At 53.8% G+C, this 18,333-nt stretch carries 13 protein-coding genes; 4 read left to right on the top strand and 9 right to left on the bottom strand.

Features of this window, described 5'->3' with window-relative positions; all coding sequences use genetic code 11:
* Positions 1 to 58 precede the first annotated feature (58 nt).
* On the top strand, positions 59 to 1,897 hold the full coding sequence (locus KFE13_RS08520; protein ID WP_260706740.1) for an alpha-amylase family glycosyl hydrolase: 1,839 nt from the start codon (positions 59 to 61) through the stop codon (positions 1,895 to 1,897).
* Positions 1,898 to 1,924: 27 nt separating this feature from the next.
* Here the strand turns inward: KFE13_RS08520 and KFE13_RS08525 are convergent, their stop codons facing one another.
* The 6 genes from KFE13_RS08525 to KFE13_RS08550 are packed head-to-tail and all read right to left on the bottom strand — an operon-like array spanning position 1,925 to position 9,937.
* Positions 1,925 to 4,873, bottom strand: a complete 2,949-nt coding sequence (locus KFE13_RS08525; RefSeq protein ID WP_260706741.1) for a heparinase II/III-family protein — start codon at positions 4,871 to 4,873, stop codon at positions 1,925 to 1,927.
* Positions 4,870 to 5,754 (bottom strand): fumarylacetoacetate hydrolase family protein, encoded by an 885-nt coding sequence (locus KFE13_RS08530; protein ID WP_260706742.1) that lies wholly within the window; start codon positions 5,752 to 5,754, stop codon positions 4,870 to 4,872. Before KFE13_RS08530 ends, KFE13_RS08525 begins: the two co-directional genes overlap by 4 nt.
* Positions 5,751 to 7,115: an aspartate aminotransferase family protein gene (locus KFE13_RS08535; protein ID WP_260706743.1), complete on the bottom strand. Its 1,365-nt coding sequence runs from the start codon at positions 7,113 to 7,115 to the stop codon at positions 5,751 to 5,753. Before KFE13_RS08535 ends, KFE13_RS08530 begins: the two co-directional genes overlap by 4 nt.
* An 18-nt stretch (positions 7,116 to 7,133) precedes the next feature.
* The gene (locus tag KFE13_RS08540; protein ID WP_260706744.1) at positions 7,134 to 8,177 is read right to left on the bottom strand and encodes a Gfo/Idh/MocA family protein; all 1,044 of its coding nucleotides are present in this window, start codon (positions 8,175 to 8,177) and stop codon (positions 7,134 to 7,136) included.
* A complete protein-coding gene (locus KFE13_RS08545; RefSeq protein ID WP_260706745.1) occupies positions 8,178 to 9,536 on the bottom strand; it encodes a neutral/alkaline non-lysosomal ceramidase N-terminal domain-containing protein in 1,359 nt (452 codons plus the stop codon).
* The gene (locus KFE13_RS08550; protein ID WP_260706746.1) at positions 9,536 to 9,937 is read right to left on the bottom strand and encodes a RidA family protein; all 402 of its coding nucleotides are present in this window, start codon (positions 9,935 to 9,937) and stop codon (positions 9,536 to 9,538) included. Before KFE13_RS08550 ends, KFE13_RS08545 begins: the two co-directional genes overlap by 1 nt.
* 163 nt (positions 9,938 to 10,100) lie before the next feature.
* Here KFE13_RS08550 and KFE13_RS08555 point away from each other — a divergent pair, with 163 nt between their 5' ends.
* Complete coding sequence (locus tag KFE13_RS08555) at positions 10,101 to 11,099, top strand: 3-hydroxyacyl-CoA dehydrogenase family protein (RefSeq protein ID WP_260706747.1); 999 nt, start codon at positions 10,101 to 10,103, stop codon at positions 11,097 to 11,099.
* Between the two features lie 53 nt (positions 11,100 to 11,152).
* Positions 11,153 to 12,088: a DMT family transporter gene (locus KFE13_RS08560; RefSeq protein WP_260706748.1), complete on the top strand. Its 936-nt coding sequence runs from the start codon at positions 11,153 to 11,155 to the stop codon at positions 12,086 to 12,088.
* Here KFE13_RS08560 and KFE13_RS08565 read toward each other — a convergent pair.
* The gene (locus KFE13_RS08565; RefSeq protein WP_260706749.1) at positions 11,994 to 13,385 is read right to left on the bottom strand and encodes an N-acyl-D-amino-acid deacylase family protein; all 1,392 of its coding nucleotides are present in this window, start codon (positions 13,383 to 13,385) and stop codon (positions 11,994 to 11,996) included. The genes KFE13_RS08560 and KFE13_RS08565 overlap by 95 nt on opposite strands.
* Here KFE13_RS08565 and KFE13_RS08570 point away from each other — a divergent pair.
* Positions 13,329 to 13,463, top strand: coding sequence for a hypothetical protein (locus KFE13_RS08570; protein WP_260707013.1), 135 nt, complete (start codon positions 13,329 to 13,331; stop codon positions 13,461 to 13,463). The two genes, KFE13_RS08565 and KFE13_RS08570, sit on opposite strands and share 57 nt — an antisense overlap.
* Positions 13,464 to 13,539: 76 nt before the next feature.
* Here the strand turns inward: KFE13_RS08570 and KFE13_RS08575 are convergent, their stop codons facing one another.
* Both KFE13_RS08575 and KFE13_RS08580 read right to left on the bottom strand, forming a co-directional pair.
* Positions 13,540 to 14,877, bottom strand: coding sequence for an aspartate aminotransferase family protein (locus KFE13_RS08575; RefSeq protein WP_260706750.1), 1,338 nt, complete (start codon positions 14,875 to 14,877; stop codon positions 13,540 to 13,542).
* Positions 14,878 to 15,013: 136 nt separating this feature from the next.
* Positions 15,014 to 18,256: a TonB-dependent receptor gene (locus tag KFE13_RS08580; RefSeq protein WP_260706751.1), complete on the bottom strand. Its 3,243-nt coding sequence runs from the start codon at positions 18,254 to 18,256 to the stop codon at positions 15,014 to 15,016.
* Between the last annotated feature and the right edge of the window lie 77 nt (positions 18,257 to 18,333).

The following is an 18,333-nucleotide window of genomic DNA, read 5'->3' on the forward strand; positions in this document are numbered from 1 at the left end:
CGCAGCAAACCGCGGCGCCCTTCTTCTCTTGTGGCATACTTCTTCGGAGTTCTTGATCATGCTTCATCGCTTTACAGCGACTACCGCCGCACTGTTTCTCTGCTGCCTGCCGCTCCATGCGCAGGCACCACGCATCGACAAGATCGATCCGCCTAACTGGTGGATCGATATGCCTGCTCCGATGCTGCTGGTGAAGGGCGAACACTTGAACGGCGCTCGCTTTGCATTGGGACGACTGCCGATTGAACGCACCGTTATCTCGGAGAACGGTCACTGGGCGGAGTTGTGGCTGAGCGAGGATGAAGCGATAGCAGGCAAAGTCACGCTTAAGGTAATGACGCAGCAAGGAAGCGCGGAGGTGCCGTTTTCGTTCGATGCGCGCCGAGCAGCAACGGACAACTTTGCCGGTTTCTCTTCACGCGATGTGATGTACCTGATCATGACGGATCGGTTCGCCGATGGTGACCACACCAACGATGGCCCGACAGCAAAGGACTCCGCAGATAGCACAGCTGCTAAGGCGGAGCGCGCGAACCCTCGAGGCTGGCACGGAGGCGATCTACGCGGCATCATCGAGCATCTCGACTATCTGCAGGCTCTTGGTATCACTACGGTGTGGATCACGCCTGTTTACCAGAACCATAGCCCCGATGCGTATCACGGCTATCACGCTACCGATATGTATGCTGTCGACGAGCATTTCGGGTCGTTGAACGACATGAAGGCGTTGAGTCAGGCTCTCCATGCGCGCGGCATGAAGCTTGTGCTCGACACGGTGCCGAACCATGTTGGGCCGCGGCATCCATGGGTGGAGGATTCACCCGAGCCAACATGGTTCCACGGCACCAAAACCAACCATACTGCGGCGATCATGGACTTCCAGCCGCTTACCAATCCGTATGCGCCATGGCGTGATAAACGCGACATCACGGAGGGTTGGTTTGTCGATGCTCTTCCTGACAACAATCAGGATAATCCTGCAATCGCGAAGTATCTTATTCAGAATGCCGTCTGGTGGACGGAAGAGACCGGGCTCGATGGTTTGCGGATCGATACTTTCCCCTATGTCGGCCGCGAGTTCTGGAACGAGTTCGATAGTCAGCTCCGTGCGCTCTATCCCAACCTCACGACGGTTGGCGAAATTTCCAATCCTGATCCGCAGATCGTCTCTTCGTTTGCAGGTGGCGTGACGCGCAATGGTGTCGACACGGGTCTGTGGACGCCGCTCGACTTTCCACTTCACTATGCGATCCGCAGCGCTTTCACGGGTAATGGATCGATGCAGGACCTGGCCAGCGTGTTGCGACAGGACGCGCTTTATCCGCACCCGGAGCGGCTTGTCCCATTCATCGACAATCATGACCTCATTCGGTTTGCCAGTGAGCCGGGCGCGAGCTTGCAGGCCAACAAGCTCGCCATGGCGTTTTTGCTGACCGTGCGTGGCATGCCGCATCTGTACTCGGGTGACGAGATCTACATGGAGGGTTATCAGGACCCGGACAACCGCCGCGACTTTCCGGGTGGCTTTCCGGGTGAAAAGAACAATGTCTTCGAGGCATCTGCACGTACGCCGGTGCAGGCAGAGATGTTCGATTGGACGAGCCGCTTGCTTGCGCTACGCAGGAAGATGCCAGCATTGCTCACTGGCGACATGCAGATCCTTTACTGCTCGTACGATTCGATCGTGTACACACGCACAGCTGGAGAACAGCGTGTCCTGATTGCAATTCATCGCGGCAGCGAAGGTGCAATCCTTCATGTGAGCACAGCACAGACTGAGCTTGAGCATCATGCGGCCAGCTCATTCCTTTTTGGTATAGGAGCAGTTCGCAATGAGGCGCAAGGCCTTGCGATTGAACTTCCTTCAAACGGAGTGCTTATTGCATCGATGCAATAACTCGAAATCAGCTTTCTCTTGCAAGAGTTATTGTGTCGATAGATGCCATTCGCTTTTACCAACTGGCACCTGAATCGTCCACTTACTTTGTTTTGAGGGATTGGTTTGGGTTCCGGCTTGATTCATTGAAAATTCGTGCGGATTGCTGATGGTCAATTTTGTAGCTTTTGCAGCTTCCAACTGGAGCACTGTCTGACCATGTTCCACTTGCACTAAAGAAAGCGTGAGCGGATCATTCGCAACCAGATTCCATCGTGATGCGGGAAGTTCCAGACTTGTTCCGTTGACGAGCAATGTGCCTTGCGGCCAATGTGCCGTTAGCGTAGAGCTGTCCTGATATTTTGCGTCGCTGCTTGAAACGAGCACAGTGAAATCATCCGCCTGAAGCTGCCACCCCTTCTCTGTTTGTTTCCATTCGACCGGTGCGCTTTGCGTGTTGAAGCTAAACACGCTTCCGAAGAGTGCCTGTCTTTGTTCCGTCGCCGTTTCGAAATCAAGGCGCTTCGATTTTTCTATGAGTGCTTTTTCGGATTCGACGTAAGAAGCCAATGGCAGCGGTGCGAATTTTTGAACCATCTCCAAGGGCGATGAAGCAGCGATGGAGGCGTGGAGCGATGTGTCTCCTGATTGCATTGCAAACGTGTGGCGGCTTGTATCTATGGAAACCAGTGGTTGCGCTGGGTGCCAGGTGACGGAGAATTTGTGAGGCACTGGGGCTGTTACCTGATCGATGATGAGCACAGGGCCTGTTTTCCGCTTCAGCAGAAAACGGTGATAGCTGGTCAACTCCGCGCTATAAGCAGGTTGCAGATCCGATTCAACGAAGACAATGTCGTCTGTAAGAAAGCTGTTTGTGATGCGAGGATATTTTCCGAAGACGGGATTGCCTGGTAGCTTCTGGCTCTGCTCATCCTTATCTATAAGTAGAACGTTGTGACCGGCGGCCTGGGTGACGTAGCTCCCATAGGATGGGTCCTTATAGTAGTCGGCGTAGCCTGCTTCTCCCAACCACGTTATGCCCTTCGCTGCGATCTGCACACTTCCCTGGTCGGCATGATTGTGGTTGAAGTTAGGTCCGGCATGCATTGCGACTACTTCTGCATCGGACTTCCAGCTGTCACGTACAACGGCGACTCCACGATCGGGGAATATATGCGAGAGCGGCAGGGTGGGGACTGATGAGGCTGTGCCAATCGATGACTCCCATAGAAGACGAGGAAGCAGATCGGTTATTGAATTGTCATGATACTGACTGTAGAGATCATAGCTGGCGGCGTCATGATCGTTGATCGCGAGGTAGGCAAAGACATTGAGCGACGCCAGAGAGGCATGGGTATCGCCGAAATCGAGAAGGCTTTGAGAACCGTACCCGGCATAGCGTAGATAGGTGCCGTTCTTCTGGAAAAAGTTATCCATATCCTGGCCGAGCAGGCGCTTGCCTGCTGCAGCAACTAATGTGGACATCGACAGATCGAAGCGCTGGTAGCTGACTCCTTCGCCATACGTTCCATCAGAAAGATAACTTGCTTTGAGATGTTCTTTTTGCTTCTCATAAAGACCAAGAGCATAACCGGCGGCTTCAGGATTGCGGTTGGAAAGAGCGGCCAGGAGTGCCCCGCCAACGGTATTCCCTATCCAATTACTGGTGTGAAACTGGATGCGATCATCTCGCACGTACTCGTTATAGGCAGGCTGAATAATTTGCCGCATGAGCGCGGCATCGAGCTTTTCTCGAGTTGAAGCATCCAGGCTTTCTCCGAGATACTCTTTTGCCAAGGTCAGATAGCTTGCAGCCATGCCAACCGGATAGTACGTATAGCGTCCATGTGCTGGGAACCAGGGATGTACCCACGTATCCCAGTCGGTCATCGCGAGCATGATGGTTTGTGCTTGCTCTAACGCCTCCTTGTCTCCTGAATAGTGAAAGACAATCGCATCAAGCATCGCCAGTTCGGCCGGTGGCACGATAAGAGCGAAATAAGAAGGCAGGCCAGGGAGCAGCCAGCTGCTTTCGTACTTGCTTATGTTGTCTCCGAGCTGCGGATGAACTGTTTGCTGTAATGCCTTACGGCGTTGCTGCACGAGCGAAAGAAGTTCTTGAGTAACAGGCGGAGGTTGATCGAAGAGAAGGCCGACCGGCTTGTTCGCACGAACAAGCAGCTGAACAGTTAATTGGCCACTAGCGGAGGAGGCATGCACGGTCCAGATACCAGCGGGATCGTTTTGAGAGAAAGTATGCGAAATACGTTGCCCTGTGCCTTCTTCTCTATGACCTGCTGGAGACACCAATGACCAGCGGACAGAGTCTGCAAAGCGAAGCTGAAGGTTTTCGCCTTGAGAGTAGGCACGCTGGAGAAAATACATCTCTCGGCTGTCATCCTTCAGCGCATCGGGTTGCAGCAGATCCGCAAACGGGGGGCGTAAAGCGCGCAGATGTATGTCGGAAATCAGAAATTTTTCGTTGCGTCCGGGGCGTGCGTTTTTATAGAACGCTTCAATCGTGACGACCTGAATAGGACGCTTAGACACAGGAAGATGGAGCTGGGCCTGGTGCCAGCCGCCACCGATTCCAACGGTCTTCAAGGTAACGCTATCCTCGCCGTAAAAGAGCTGGACACGCAGAGCGATGCTGCCGGAAGAATCTGGGAGACAGTAGCGAAATGCCAACGAAGCATTGCTACCTGCAACGACTCCACTGAACCGGTGAATGACGCCGAGCGAAAAGCTGCCTGGCCGCTCCGGTGCTGCTTCACGCATTAAAGCCGGAACGCCAGCCTCGACGACTGGCGTTATGGTTGGATCAAACCCTGCATCCTGAGCGAGCGGATAGCTTTCCCAACCGCCGAGGCTGCCATCTTTAAAATTGGTTTGATAGGAATAGGCACCCAAAGGAACATCACGCTCTGGCAAAGCCGTTGCGAAAGCAGATAATGAGCATAACGCACACCAAGCCAGAGCTGCGCGACGCCACTTCATACAGCGCGTACCCGGTTTTTTAGTGTACCGATTTGATCAATTTCGCATTCGATCAAATCGCCATTCTGCAAGAGCCGGCCAGTAGCCATACCGACACCAGCAGGCGTTCCCGTTGCGATAACATCTCCCGGCTCGAGGGTGACAACGTTCGAGATGTACTGAATGAGCTGGGAAATATTGTGGATCATCGCGGAAGCGGGGGCCTCCTGCACGGTCTTACCGTTGAGACGTGAGCGGATCATCAGATCATCGACCTTCTCAATTTCATCTGCAGTGACGACCCACGGGCCCACCGGGGTGGCTTTATCAAACCATTTGCCGACCAACCAATCGTAGAAGTCGTCATTCTGACGAAGGCTTCTGCCCTCGAGATTTTTATTAAGCTTACGCTCGGAGACATCATTAACGACGGTGTATCCCCATACCGCGGCTGATGCTTCTTCCAGTGATGCATGGGAACAGGTCTTCCCAATGACGACTGCAAGCTCTGCCTCGTAATCAAGGCCAATATTATTTGACACAAGGGAAATATCATCTTCGGGGCCAATGATCGTTGTATTGGGCTTCATGAAGAATTGCGGCGTCAGCACTCCTTCGAAGACGGGAGCGAAGCCGACCTCCACAATATGAGCGCGATAGTTTGCCGCAACCAGCAAAAACTTCGGCGGGTTTGGCAATGGAGACTGCCAACGGACTGCTGCACCATCGATGGCTGGTGCATTTGTGATGGATGATTCAAAATTTGCCTTCAGAGCATTCCATCCGCTGATGATTTCACGCAGATCCCGCGTTCCGGCGACGGCAGAGAGATCATAAACAGATTGATCCTTCTGCGCAGCTACAAACTTTCTTCCATTCTGCTCTGCAATTCCTAACTTCATTTGGACGCTCCCAAGGCAACGGCTGCTGCCGGCTGGCAAACTTCGATCAATGAGGCTTCGACTGCCTCCAGGGTTTCTGCCACATCTGCAGGGCTGTGTGCCGAGGAAAGGAACCAATTGCCACGCGGAATGACACGAACACCGCGATCTGCAAGCGCACTCACAAAACTGTTGTACTTTTCCTGGTCTACCTTCAAAGCTGTGCGATAGTTTGTGATTGCCTGGCCTTCGTCTACCGGCCCGAGCGGAAATCCGATGTAGAACAAAGCGCCGTATCCCTGCACAATGAGCGGGATGCCCAGACGCTCGCCGATCTTGCGGATTCCATCCATCAACGCCTGCCCGGTCTTCTCGATTTTCTTATAAACAGCTCCATCATCCTGGGCGAGAATATCGAGTGTGGCAACTGCGGCGGCAACTGCTGGAGGAATGCTGTTGTATGTTCCGCCATGCCCTACGCTTCCGTTGCCGATCAGGTCCATCAGATCGGCGCGTCCTGCTATGCAGCTGATAGGAAGACCGTTGGCAATCGCTTTCCCAAATATCGTGAGGTCCGGCTTAATGCCAAACCTTCCCTGCGCTCCAGCAAGAGACGCACGGAAGCCCGCGATTACTTCGTCGAAGATCAGCACGATGCCATACTGCGTGCAAAGTTCGCGCACGCGCTCCAAATAGCCAGGCAATGGAGGAATGACGGCGGTGTTCGCCATGATGGGCTCTGTGATGATGGCTGCGATTTCACCAGCATGTTGCGCCAAGTGCTCTTCCAGAACTGCGATGTTGTTCCACGGAAGAACGACGACATGGCTCTCCGCTGCTGTGAATTGGCCGCGGGACTCCTGGACGCCATTGGGATGAAGCGCATCGCCCATCGCATCTTCATGCGGAGCAAGGCTATAGAGGATATTGTCGAGCCAACCGTGATACTGACCTTCAAATTTAAGAACTATCTTGCGGCCTGTTGCAGCACGCGCGAGACGCAGGGCTCCGTGAACGGCCTCTGAGCCTGAGATTCCGAAACGGACGCGCTCTGCACAAGGAACAATTTTGCAGATGCGCTCTGAGAGCTCAAACTCCAACGGATGCTGCGCGGCATAAATCTGGCCGCGCTCCAACTGCCGGCAGGTTGCTTCAATCACTTCTTCGGCGCCATGCCCAAGAATGAGCGGGCCTCGACCAAGCACATAGTCGATGTAGCGGTTGCCATCGACATCCCAGAGGTGCGCGCCCTTGGCATGGTCAAAATAGAGAGGCAATGGCTTGTCGCCACGACGGACGTTGCTGCTTACGCCACCTGCCAGGGTTTTGCTGGCGCGCTCCAGATAGGCGCGCGATGTTGCATAACGATCGACTTTGGCCATCTTTCTCTTCCTTTGCAATTACTTTGTGCGGGAGGGCACCTTCACTACTTGCCCGGATGCGAGTGATTCGTGAATAGCTGTCAGTACTGCCGTGACCTGACGCCCGTCACGCACGCCGACGGCCGGAGCGCGATCCTCACGGATACACCGCAGGAAATCCTCAAGACATGCGGGAAACGCACCACGCAAACGTCCGAAGATGTCTTGCGACAGAAATGTTTTGGGATAGGAGAATTTTTCGTTCGTACTGATCTCGATGCCTTCGCGCTTGCGGTCAAAGTGAAGATGTCCGCTTTCTCCTACAACCTCGATGAAGGAATCGACCATCGTGGGAAAACTGTTGGGATAGATCCATCCCGATTCGAAGGTTGCCATGCCTCCCCTGGCAAAACTTACTTGCGCCTGAATCATGTCGTATGTATCAATCCCACGCTCCATCAGCACCTTCTTAACTCCAAGCGCACGTACCTCAACCGGCTCGTCGGCAAAGAACCAGCGTACGAGATCGATATCGTGACAGCTGAGAAACCACGCAGGAGTTGTCTTGTGGGCCCAATTGATGAATTCGGTAGGAACGTAAATTGTGTCGTTTTTACGTGCATAGGCGCAGAGCGGCAGGCCGATCGCACCCTGCTGGATGGCCTGATATCCCTGGTTGTAAGGAGCCAGCCAGCGATGGTTGAATGCAACCTGCACTTTCACCTGATGCCTCTCCACGAGATCGACCAGGTCGTCTGCCTCTGCCAAGCTTGTCGTCATCGGCTTTTCGATCAGGACATGCTTGCCATGCGCTATCGCATCACTGGCAGCAGCGAAGTGTTCGTCATCCGGCAATGCTACGCAAACGGCATCAATGTCTTTCGCCTGCGTTATCTGGCGCCAGTCGGTATAAGCGCGCTCGATGCCAAACTCATTGGCGATTTTTTGTGTGCGTTCGGGGTTACGGGCAGCAACGGCCACTACTTCGCAGTTGCTGCAGTTTTCCTGATAGATCCGAACATACTGACGACCCATGATGCCAAGACCGATGACACCGAGCCGAATCATACGATCCTGCTTCATCTACACCACTCCATGCGGATGCGCATTTGCAACTTTGTTAAGCATGCTATCGATAGCGGACTCGAGTATCTGCATGGCCTCTCCTGGCACACGGGCCGCAACGACCTCGTAGCCAGCCTGGGGGTTGGCTTTCATATCAGGCAGGTAGCCGATGTAATCGTTCGTCAGACCGAAGAATAATGTCTGCTGCAGGGGGGACCGGGCACGAACGTTGAGTGCGAGCTGGACGAAGATCTCCCCGGGCAATGAGACGATCCCAAGATTTCCGATTCGCAGCACAATGACCTCAACCGGAAGCTGCTTCGGCTCAGGGTAGTGCGATTCTGCATAAAGCCTTGCGTAATATTCTTCGATACGCGCAAAGAGATACTTCTGTTTAGCCCTCAGGAAGGCCGGGGAAATGGGCTGGTCTTTAGCCGGGGGGCCCATAGCCTCTAAATCTCGCAGAGCCTGCTCGCGAGCGGCGGACATCGCCTCAACGGGAGGATAGGTCTTGAGAGGCAGATTCACTTCTGCCACCTGTATCTCCAGCGATGCAGGCTGTAACTGAAGGCTCGGCAGCGAAAGGAGAACGGAATCTGCAAGACGCTCTCCCAACCGCTGGGCCGTAGCGAAGGTACGGAAAGAGTCCACCACGCCTACAGCGCTGAGATCACTCTTGTGACCGACACTGAGATCTCCTTCAGCTCCATTAAAGTAAAATGCCTTTACATTTGCCCCCAGCTGCTGCCGCAAGCGCTCCAGCGTGAAAAACGGAAAGTCCTGTGTAGTTTTCAGCGTATCCGGACCAAGGACCGTCGTATGACATGCGTAATTTACGGCAACGGCAACGGTGGTCCCATCGAGTTCCTCAACCAACAAAACCCCAGCAAACGGGTCCACGGGGGTGCCATCATTTGTGCGACGATTTACTGCAATGCCATCGCAAGGAGCCAGCCCTGTTCGTAATTGCCGCGGTTTCCTGGAGCGCCACGCTGCTTCGACAGCAGATACTACTGCATGCGCCATGTGCTCTAAATATTCTTCATCTAAAGATTGGCCCTGATTGAAAAAGTGATGCAGGGTAACCGGGCCGCAATGCGTGTGCGTTGCCGAGAGAAGGATATGCCCTGCGGGGATTCCGATGGATGTCTCAATCCGTCTTCGTACCCGTCGCGAGAAATCTGCTGAAACGGCAATCACTTCGATGCTGACCAGAGCGATGCGCGTTTCGCCGCTCTCGAGAATCATGGCGTGAGCGTGCAGGTCGTCATGCACTCCGTCGGATACGCCCTTGCGTGCATCGAAGCCCGCCATCTGAGAACCGAGCGGAGGCGTAATGACCTGGCTTGCAACTCCGATCTGCATCGTGTCGGCCATCAGCGGCTTTCCTTAGCCTGCGAGGGAACACGCGCGATTGCATCGATTTCAACTTTAATGCCGAGGCCTAAAACCGATTGCACTGTGGTGCGTGTAGGCAGAGGCTGCGAGAAGAATTCCTGATATGTCTCGTTGAAACGATCGAAGTCTTCAATGCGGGCCAGGTGGCAGGTGCAACGTACGACGTCCTTGTAGCTGCATCCGGCTGCCGCGAGAACTTCGCCGAGATTGCGGAGCGTTACGCGCACTTCCTCTTCGATGCTTCCGGGGATCACCTGGCCAGTCGCAACATCAATAGGCCCCTGTCCGCTGACAAAGAGCCAGCCATCTACCAGAATTCCATCCGAATAGGCGCCTGTGCTCGCAGCGCGCTTGGGATTCTTAATTACAGTTCCAGACATGATGTCGTCTCCTTGGCTTTTAGCTTGTATAGCAATCGGCGCATGGCTCCGACAATGACTTGCATCTCCAGTGCGGCCACCTCGTCCAGCCGGCTGGATGAGGCCCCATGCGACCAACAACGGAGATTGACGGAGCTGTTATCGCCCACCAAGAATGAGTCTCATGGCAAAAAGACTCTCTTCAACGACAACAACCTCGCGCAAAGCGATGCGCTCGCGATCGGTACAACGTATTGGCATCGTGGGATTGGGTCTGATGGGCCGCGGCATTGCCAGCTGCCTGCTCGCAAACGGCTTTGAAGTGGTTGGCTTCGATATTAGCGCGACACAGCGCAAAGGGAGTCTAAAGCATATATCCCATGCTTTGACTGAACTTCATAAGAGGAAGTTGCTGCCCGCAAGGAGGCTTGCAGACTGGCAGCAGCAGTATCACGTCGTTACTTCGCCGGAAGGGCTTGCCGAATGCGCGCTCGTTATTGAATCGGTCGCAGAAGATCTTGAGCTCAAGCGAGGAATCTACGCACAACTTGAGTCGATTCTTCCCACGAAAGCGATTATTGCCTCGAATACTTCAAGTTTGCCCATTACATCGCTTCAGCAAGGCCGCCTACATCCATCACGCATGATAGGAATGCACTGGGGAGAGCCTGCCGAAATTATGCATTACCTGGAAATTATTCCTGGCGAGCACACAGCTCCCTCGGTTATTCGCTATGCCGAAAAATTTGGCCGATCCTGCGGCAAGGAGCCTGTCGTACTGAAGCAGGATATCCGCGGCTTTCTTTCGAATCGCCTGATGTATGCCATGATGCGCGAGGCGTGCCATCTGGTCGAAGCGGGCATCGCCGATATTGCGGATGTGGACCGCTCCTTTCGCAACGATATTGGGTGGTGGGCGCTTCTCGCAGGCCCCTTCCGCTGGATGGACCTGACCGGAATTCCTGCCTATGCAGCCGTCATGGAAGGGCTTCTGCCTGAGCTTTCGGATACGAAGACAGTACCGCGCCTTATGAAACAGATGCAAAAGAAGAAGGCGGAGGGCATTAGCAACAGGAAGGGATTTTATCCTTACACACACAGTTCGTCTAAACGATGGAAGAAGGATTGGGTGGACTTTACATACGATATGAAGCGGCTCGCAGAAAAATATAAGGCGGACTGATGCAAGCACAGTCAAAATTTCTTTCATGGTCCCTACTCTTTCTATGCAACCTGATGTGGGCGCTTCAGTTTACCTGCATCAAGCTTGTGCAGGGCCAGGTGGGACCACTGTTCACCGTCTGGTTTCCGACGCTGCTTTCGCTGCTTATCCTCTTGCCGATTGTTATTCATGAGAGGCGAGCCCACCCTGATTCCATGCCTCGTCCCGGACGCGGAAATATCGTTCGCTTGTACCTGATGCTGGGGCTCATTGGCGTTGTTCCCGGTCAGCTTCTTATGACGTGGGGCACGCGCATTTCGCTTGCTACGAATGCAGCGCTGCTTACTCTGCTGCTACCTCTGACCACGGCGCTTGCCGCTGTATTGTTTCTGCATGAAAAGATGACTCCGCTGCGGTGGCTTAGCTTTGCGGTTGCATTGGTCGGTGTGGTTCTTTGCTCGAGCAGCGACATTCGCGCGGCAAGCTTTAGCCGCGGCCAGCTCTTCGGGAATGCTCTTGTGTTTTTGGCGATCCTTGGCAGCTCCTTCTATAACTCCTATGGCAAGCGGGCGTTGGAGTGGCATTCTCCGATGGAGATGCTCTTCTGGACTTATGTTGTTCTGACAGCAATGATGACGCCGTTTGTCTTGCTGCTGGAGAGAAACAGCTTCGTCGCCATTCCACAGTTCACACACCAAACCTGGCTCGGGCTTACTCTGCTGACGCTGTTTCACACATGCCTGTCGATGATTCTTTTCCTCAAGGCGCTGAAGTCGCTTGATGCCATTCAGGCGGCCCTTTCCAACTATCTCATCGCTTTCTTTGGCATTCCCATCGCAGCTTTCTGGCTGCACGAGCGTATAGGGAAAGGGGCCATCCTTGGAGGCCTGCTTGTAGTAAGCAGCACGCTATTGATTACGCTGCTTGATAAGACTCCGGCAAAAGAAGTTGGCCCTGACGGATCACATAGTGAATCCCAATCGGTGAGTGCTCAGGACTGTCGTACGTAGCCCGACTCTCTATGCTGGCCGGATCGAACGCTACGACATCTGCCGCATACCCACTGCGTAGATATCCACGATCCTGCAAGCGGAAACGCTCGGCGGGGAAGCCCGTTATCTTATAAATCGCGGTTTCAAGCGGCAGCCACTGCTTTTCCCGGCATAGAGTTCCCAGCAATTCAGCGAAGGTGCCATACAACCGAGGGTGCGGGCGCCCTTTCACATAGAATCCGTCGCTAATCACGATGCTCAATGGATGCGTGATATTTCGCTGCAGATTTTCCTGACTCTGATTGAATTCCAGAATATTGACCTCCCCTTCCTCTTCCAGGAGAAGATCAAACATGGCTTCTATAGGATTGCAGCCGCGAAGCTCTGCAATTTCTTTGAGATTTTTCCCTACGGCGTCGGCATTTACAGAGGAGCCTACGGCGCTGATATAGAGCTCATCCCATTCATGGACGATTCCGGCTAGCGTCTCTTCTCGTAGCTGTTTACGTAGTTGGCGATCTTTCAGTCGCTCCATCAAAGCAGCCGTGCCACCATCGAGCGCATGCTGCGGCAGAAGCTGCGTCATCACGGTGCTGCCAGCAATATATGGATAGCAATCAAAGGCAAGATCAATTCCTTCTTTATGAGCCGCCTCAATCCGTTCCAGCGCGCGCCCATTGAGTGAACGATTCGACTTGCCTACGGCCTGCAAATGAGAAATCTGTAATCGGCACCCAGTACGACGCGCCAGAACTATCTGCTCTTCGACTGCTTCCAGCAGATACCGGCCATAGTCACGCATATGTGTGCAATAAACCTTATTGCGGCGCGTCACGACACGACACAGACGATCCAGCTCCTCGACGTCGGCGCTCGATCCCGGAGCATACATTAGCCCAGTCGAGAAGCCTGTGGCTCCTGCAGCCAGAGACTCGTCCAGAAGGCATTCCATCTTATCCAGCTCTTTCGGAGTCACCGGTCCCATTCGATTGCCGCAAACGGCGATGCGCAAGCTGCCGTGACCAATCAACGAACCAATCGAGCCCAACGTAGCATGTGCCCTTAGACTGGCGAGATATGACTCAGCGTCCGGCCAGCCCCAGCTATCATCGCCGCAAAAAATTCCATTCGCAAAGGCCCGCAGCTCAGCAGCATGTTGTCCGCATGGATATGGCGAGAAGCCGCAGTTGCCGACGATCTCACTCGTAACGCCCTGATGAAGTTTTTCTTTGCGCTTTTGCAGCACCTGGAGATCGGAATGGCTATGCGCGTCGATAAAGCCCGGAGCTACAACCAGTCCTGCGCAGTTCAGCACTTCGGCCTCTCCGGGTATCTCACCGGGCGAGATCGCTTCAATCTTTCCACCACGCAGCAGAATATCGGCGCGGTGTAGCGGGCTGCCACTTCCATCGGCAAGCAGCCCATTGACAAGTAGGAGGTCCCTCATTCGTCGCAATGGTTCAGCAGGATTATGAGGCTACAGTCAACACCGACTTCAATGCGGACTTTACGCTCTCTAACGTAAAGTCTACATCCGCATCGGTATGCGCGGCTGAAAGCGAACACTGCTTTACCGCAAGCTGGAAAAAATAAACTTCATGATCGAGCAGCTCGCGGCGGAGACGCAAGTCGAAATCAAAGTCATGATGCTGCGCAAGATCGTGCCAATCCTTGGGAAGATGGTCCATGAAATACGGGCAGAAGGCCGATCCCTGCCTCGCAATATGCGCCGTAATTCCTACTGATCTAAATATCTCTTCCATGCCCGCCTGAACTCGCTTACCAAGACGATCAAGATGCCGGTAGACCTCTCCATCGTCTTCTGCGAGCCGCTCCATCGTGGCAATCGCAGCGGCTACGGGCACCGGGTGTCCGTTATAAGTTCCTGCGAGCAAGACGCGGCGCGTAGAGTCTGCATCGACAAACAAATTCATGAGAGAACGCTTGCCGGCCAGCGCAGAGATGGGAAAACCATTTGCGATGGCCTTCCCGTAAACAACAAGGTCTGGGCGCACACCGCTTAGCGTTGAATAGCCACCCAAAGCGTGACGAAATCCGGTCTTCACCTCATCGAAGATCAATACAAAGCCATGCTTATCGGCAAGCGCGCGCAGGCCCTGCAGATAACCTTCCCGAGGATGTACGACGCCGATGTTCTGCAGAATCGGCTCTACGATGAGCGCGGCCACAGGATATCTCTCACACATCGCCTCTACGGAAGCCAGGTCATTGAAATTAATGGCATGCACTAGGGACTGGTGCTCCTCGGGAATGCCCGCGCTGATAGGAATGCGGGGGTACTCATCAGCGACACGGCGATCCCCAAGCTGCGAAAGCGGAGTCATCAGATTGAAGGCGACATCGTTGTGCCAGCCGTGATAGCCGCCCTGCGGCTTCAGAATATGTTTTCTTCCGGTAGCGGCGCGGGCCAAACGAATAGCCTGATAGGTCGCTTCGCTCCCCGTGTTCAGCAGCTGAACCGCTTCAACAAAGGGAACCGAATCGCAAATCAGCTGGGCCAGCTTGCCTTCCAGCTCTGTCGTTCCTGATCCAAACAAACTTGCCTTGTCCTGCAGAACGCGAAGAACAGCCTCGTTCACATAAGGATCGTTATGGCCGAGAACATAAGGACCAAAAGCAGCGTGGTAATCCAGATATCTGTTCCCATCGGCATCCCACATCCAGGCTCCCTCGCCTCGCTCGAAGACGATCGGAGGATCGACTGCCCGGTTTGTTGAAACGACTCCGCCAGGAATTGAGCGCTGATTGCGCTTAAGGATTTCTTCTGATTTCGCAAATAAGGGCATTTTCGATTCTCAACAGGCCGCATGGCCTAAGTGGAACTATAGGTCGCGCTCCGATTCACTCACGCAAATTTCGTGAGTTGGAAATAGCTGCCGTCCACATTTCTGGACGGCAGCTATGAAGTGACTCAATACAGGGTTAGAACGAGAGTTTTGCTCCGAGCTGCACAGTTCTGTTATCGAGGTTTGTGCTGGAGATTTTTCCAGCAGTGGCCGCCGAAATATTAGAACTCGGGCTGCTGAAGCTAGGATGATTGGGCGCATTGAAGGCATCGGCACGAATCTGAAGCTTCAGCCTCTCGTAGTACAGCGTCGTTGTCTTCTGCAAGCTGAGATCGATCGAGCTTTCTCTCGGGCCAATCAAGCTGTTTCTACGTGCATTTCCGAACGTGTAGGGAGCCGGTACGGAGAACGCGGCAGGATTGAACCACCGACTAAGAGTATGCGCTCCAGCGTATGGATCTGTTGCCGTCACATTTGCGCGCGTGGCGTACCATCCCGCCAAGCCGTTAGAAAATGTAGGCGTAAATGGAGCGCCGGAGCGGAACTGAGACATGCCCGCGATCGACCATCCATTGATAAAGCCACCTACAAAACCAGTTCCATGAAGCGGCAGGTCCCAGCTCGCATTGAGGAAGACGTTGTGCTGACGCGTGCCATCTGCATTTCCTTTATCGTCCTGTGGGCGATAAGGATTCTGCGGACTGGCAGCGATCGGCACGTTATCCAGAGACTTGCCCCAGGTGTAGCTACCCTGCAGAAACACTCCCTTCGAGGTATGCCGAGTCACTTCCACCTGAAGCTGATTCGTGAAGGAAGCGCCTTTCGTGATCAGGCTGGGGATGTCGGCCCAGGGCTGATAGGGACGAATCGCTTGAAGCGAGCTGGTTGGCTGCAACACTGGAAGATTCTTGTTGTACAGATACCAGGGTGCCTGGGTCGCCTTGTTGCCAACATAGGAGATGCGTAGCCCTATCCCGTCCATCAATTGCTGCTCGATGGAGAGGTTCCACTGCTGCGAGCGTGCATTCTTCAGATCACGATTGACTGCGTAGACCGTCGGATTTCCCGTAACCGTACCAGTCCCTGGAAATGGGTTGGCAAATGTCAGCGAAGGAGTTAGTGACGAGGTGGACAAGTAACTCTGCGTCAGAACAAAGGGAAAATTCAGCTGAGAGATCTGCCGTATGCCGATGTAAGGAGGCACGAAGTTATAGAAGATGCCGTAGCCACCGCGAATAACCGTCTTGTCAAAACCATTAGGACGGTACGCAAAGCCAAAGCGTGGTCCGAAATCCTTCTTGTCGGTTGTTAATACATCACTACCCCAGCCATTCTGCTCTGAAGTGATATAGGGATACATTCCCAGCACAGTCTGGTTCACGTTCTTAGGAAGATTTCCGCCACTACTGCGAATGACGAACTTACCACTATTGAAATCAAAGTTGGTAAAGTCACCGTTCTGTTCCTGCGGCGAAGTCTGCAGGTTATACCGCATGCCGATATTCAGAACCAGGCGAGGCGTAACGTTCCAATCGTCCTGAGCATAAAAACCATACTGCTGGTAACGAAGGTAGATAGGAATCTGAGGAGCCGCGCGCGTACTGCTATTGAGATAGCCCAACAGAAAGTCGGCAAAGGCATTTTCTGCACGCGGAGTCGCTGCACCAGAAGTGGCTGCGTTATACCAGGTGTATTTTCCGGTGAATCCAAAGTTACCCAGCACATTCGCGCTGGTACCCGCTTTGATGGCGATTGAATCGAAATTGATGTTGGCACCCGCTTTGAAAGTATGCGCTCCTTTTGACCAGGTAAAGTTATCAGTCAACTGCTGTACCGTTTCCGGCGAGTGTCCGCTGCCGCCGTAGTCGCCAAGCCCTGCGAGACCTGTCATTGAAACGTTCGGCAGACCTCCTACTGAAAATGGCCCGTAAAGCGATGGGAAGAGCGTGCTTGGGTCAAAACCTGTGTTCTGGCCGACGCGAACACTGCGATGGCTCAGATAGCCATAGCGCGCTTCGTTTAGCAGGTGAGGAGTGATGACGTAGGTATCGCGCGCAAAGGCAGACTGCGTCGTATAGCCTGCATTGCTGAAGTTGCCGTAGTTTGCCGGTGTTCCCAACGAGACGAAGTAGGGATCGCCGATGGAGTAGATGCCACCTACCGTAATGGTGTGCTTGGAGTTGAGCTGGTGATCCAGCTTCAAGGTCCCGCGCTGTACGTTATATTTCGTACCGACAGCTGCGGTGTAGTTGATGCCCGTGCCCGCCGCTCCACTACCCGCAAGATTGGCATGCGGATAGTATCCCAACAGAGCCTGCGATCTGGCATCTATCCTGGAAGTAGGAATCTGATTTCCAGCGAAGGGCAAGCCCGTAAGCGGATCGGTGATTGTGCCCAAGCCGGTGAAATTGCCGTTCCTCATGGCGTCTGTTGCCACGGGAAGAGATACCGTGCTGTTCGTACGCTGAATCAACCCTTCATAACTGACAAAGAAAAATGTCTTGTCATGGATAATCGGCCCACCAAAGGTTACTCCGAACTCGTTCCTGTTGTAGGGAGGCTTCACCGCTGTAGACGGCAGGAAGTAATTGCGGGCGGCAAGGGCGCGGTTACGGTTGAACTCGTAAATACGACCGTGAAATTGATTTGTTCCCGATCGCGTAATGATCGAGATAGCCGCCGCGCCTTCACTTTCGGCCTTCGCCATATTGGATTCGATCTTCATCTCCTGAATCGTTTCCGTTGAAGGCATGGTCGTCAGGTTGGTTGCGTAGGAATAGGCACCGGCACCGTTGCCCAGATCATTAAAGTTTCCGCCGTCAACTGTGAAGTAGGAGCCTCCCCACCGCAATCCGCCAGAAAGCTGCGGCGATGAAGCGCTATCGTTGGTGTTGCCCGCAGAGAAGACAATCAATCGATCGATGGTGCGCCCATTCAATGGAAGCCGTTCGGCGGCCTGCGTATCAATTACCGACGCGAGAGAAGAGCTATCTGTAGTGATTGTTGCAGGAGCTGCCGTTACCTCAACCTTTTGATCCGGTTGGCCGACAGAAAGGGCAATGTCGTTACGGACAATCGCATTCAAAAGCAGCCTTACCTGCTGCAATGTTGCTGTTCGGAATCCATGAGCTGTGACCGTAACCTCATACACCGAGGCGGGAAGATTGATGATCCGGTATTGTCCCTCACCATCGGTCTCTGCTTCGGTTATCGCATTGGTGTTGACATTACGCGCTGTGACCTTTGCGCCAATCACTGCCGCGCCTGTGGCATCAGTAATGAGTCCGGTAAGCGATCCGGTTGTAGTTTGCGCCGACAGCAAACCTGGGAGACAAAGTAAACACAAGAATAGAGCACGAATAAACGCAGTACGATGCATAGAACGTATCCTTACACTTGAGATTCTGTGCAGCAACATCGACCACATGACCACTGGCCTCCGAACATCTCGCAGCG

It is taken from the genome of Edaphobacter flagellatus, from assembly GCF_025264665.1.
In the GTDB taxonomy this organism is placed as follows: Bacteria; Acidobacteriota; Terriglobia; order Terriglobales; family Acidobacteriaceae; genus Edaphobacter; species Edaphobacter flagellatus.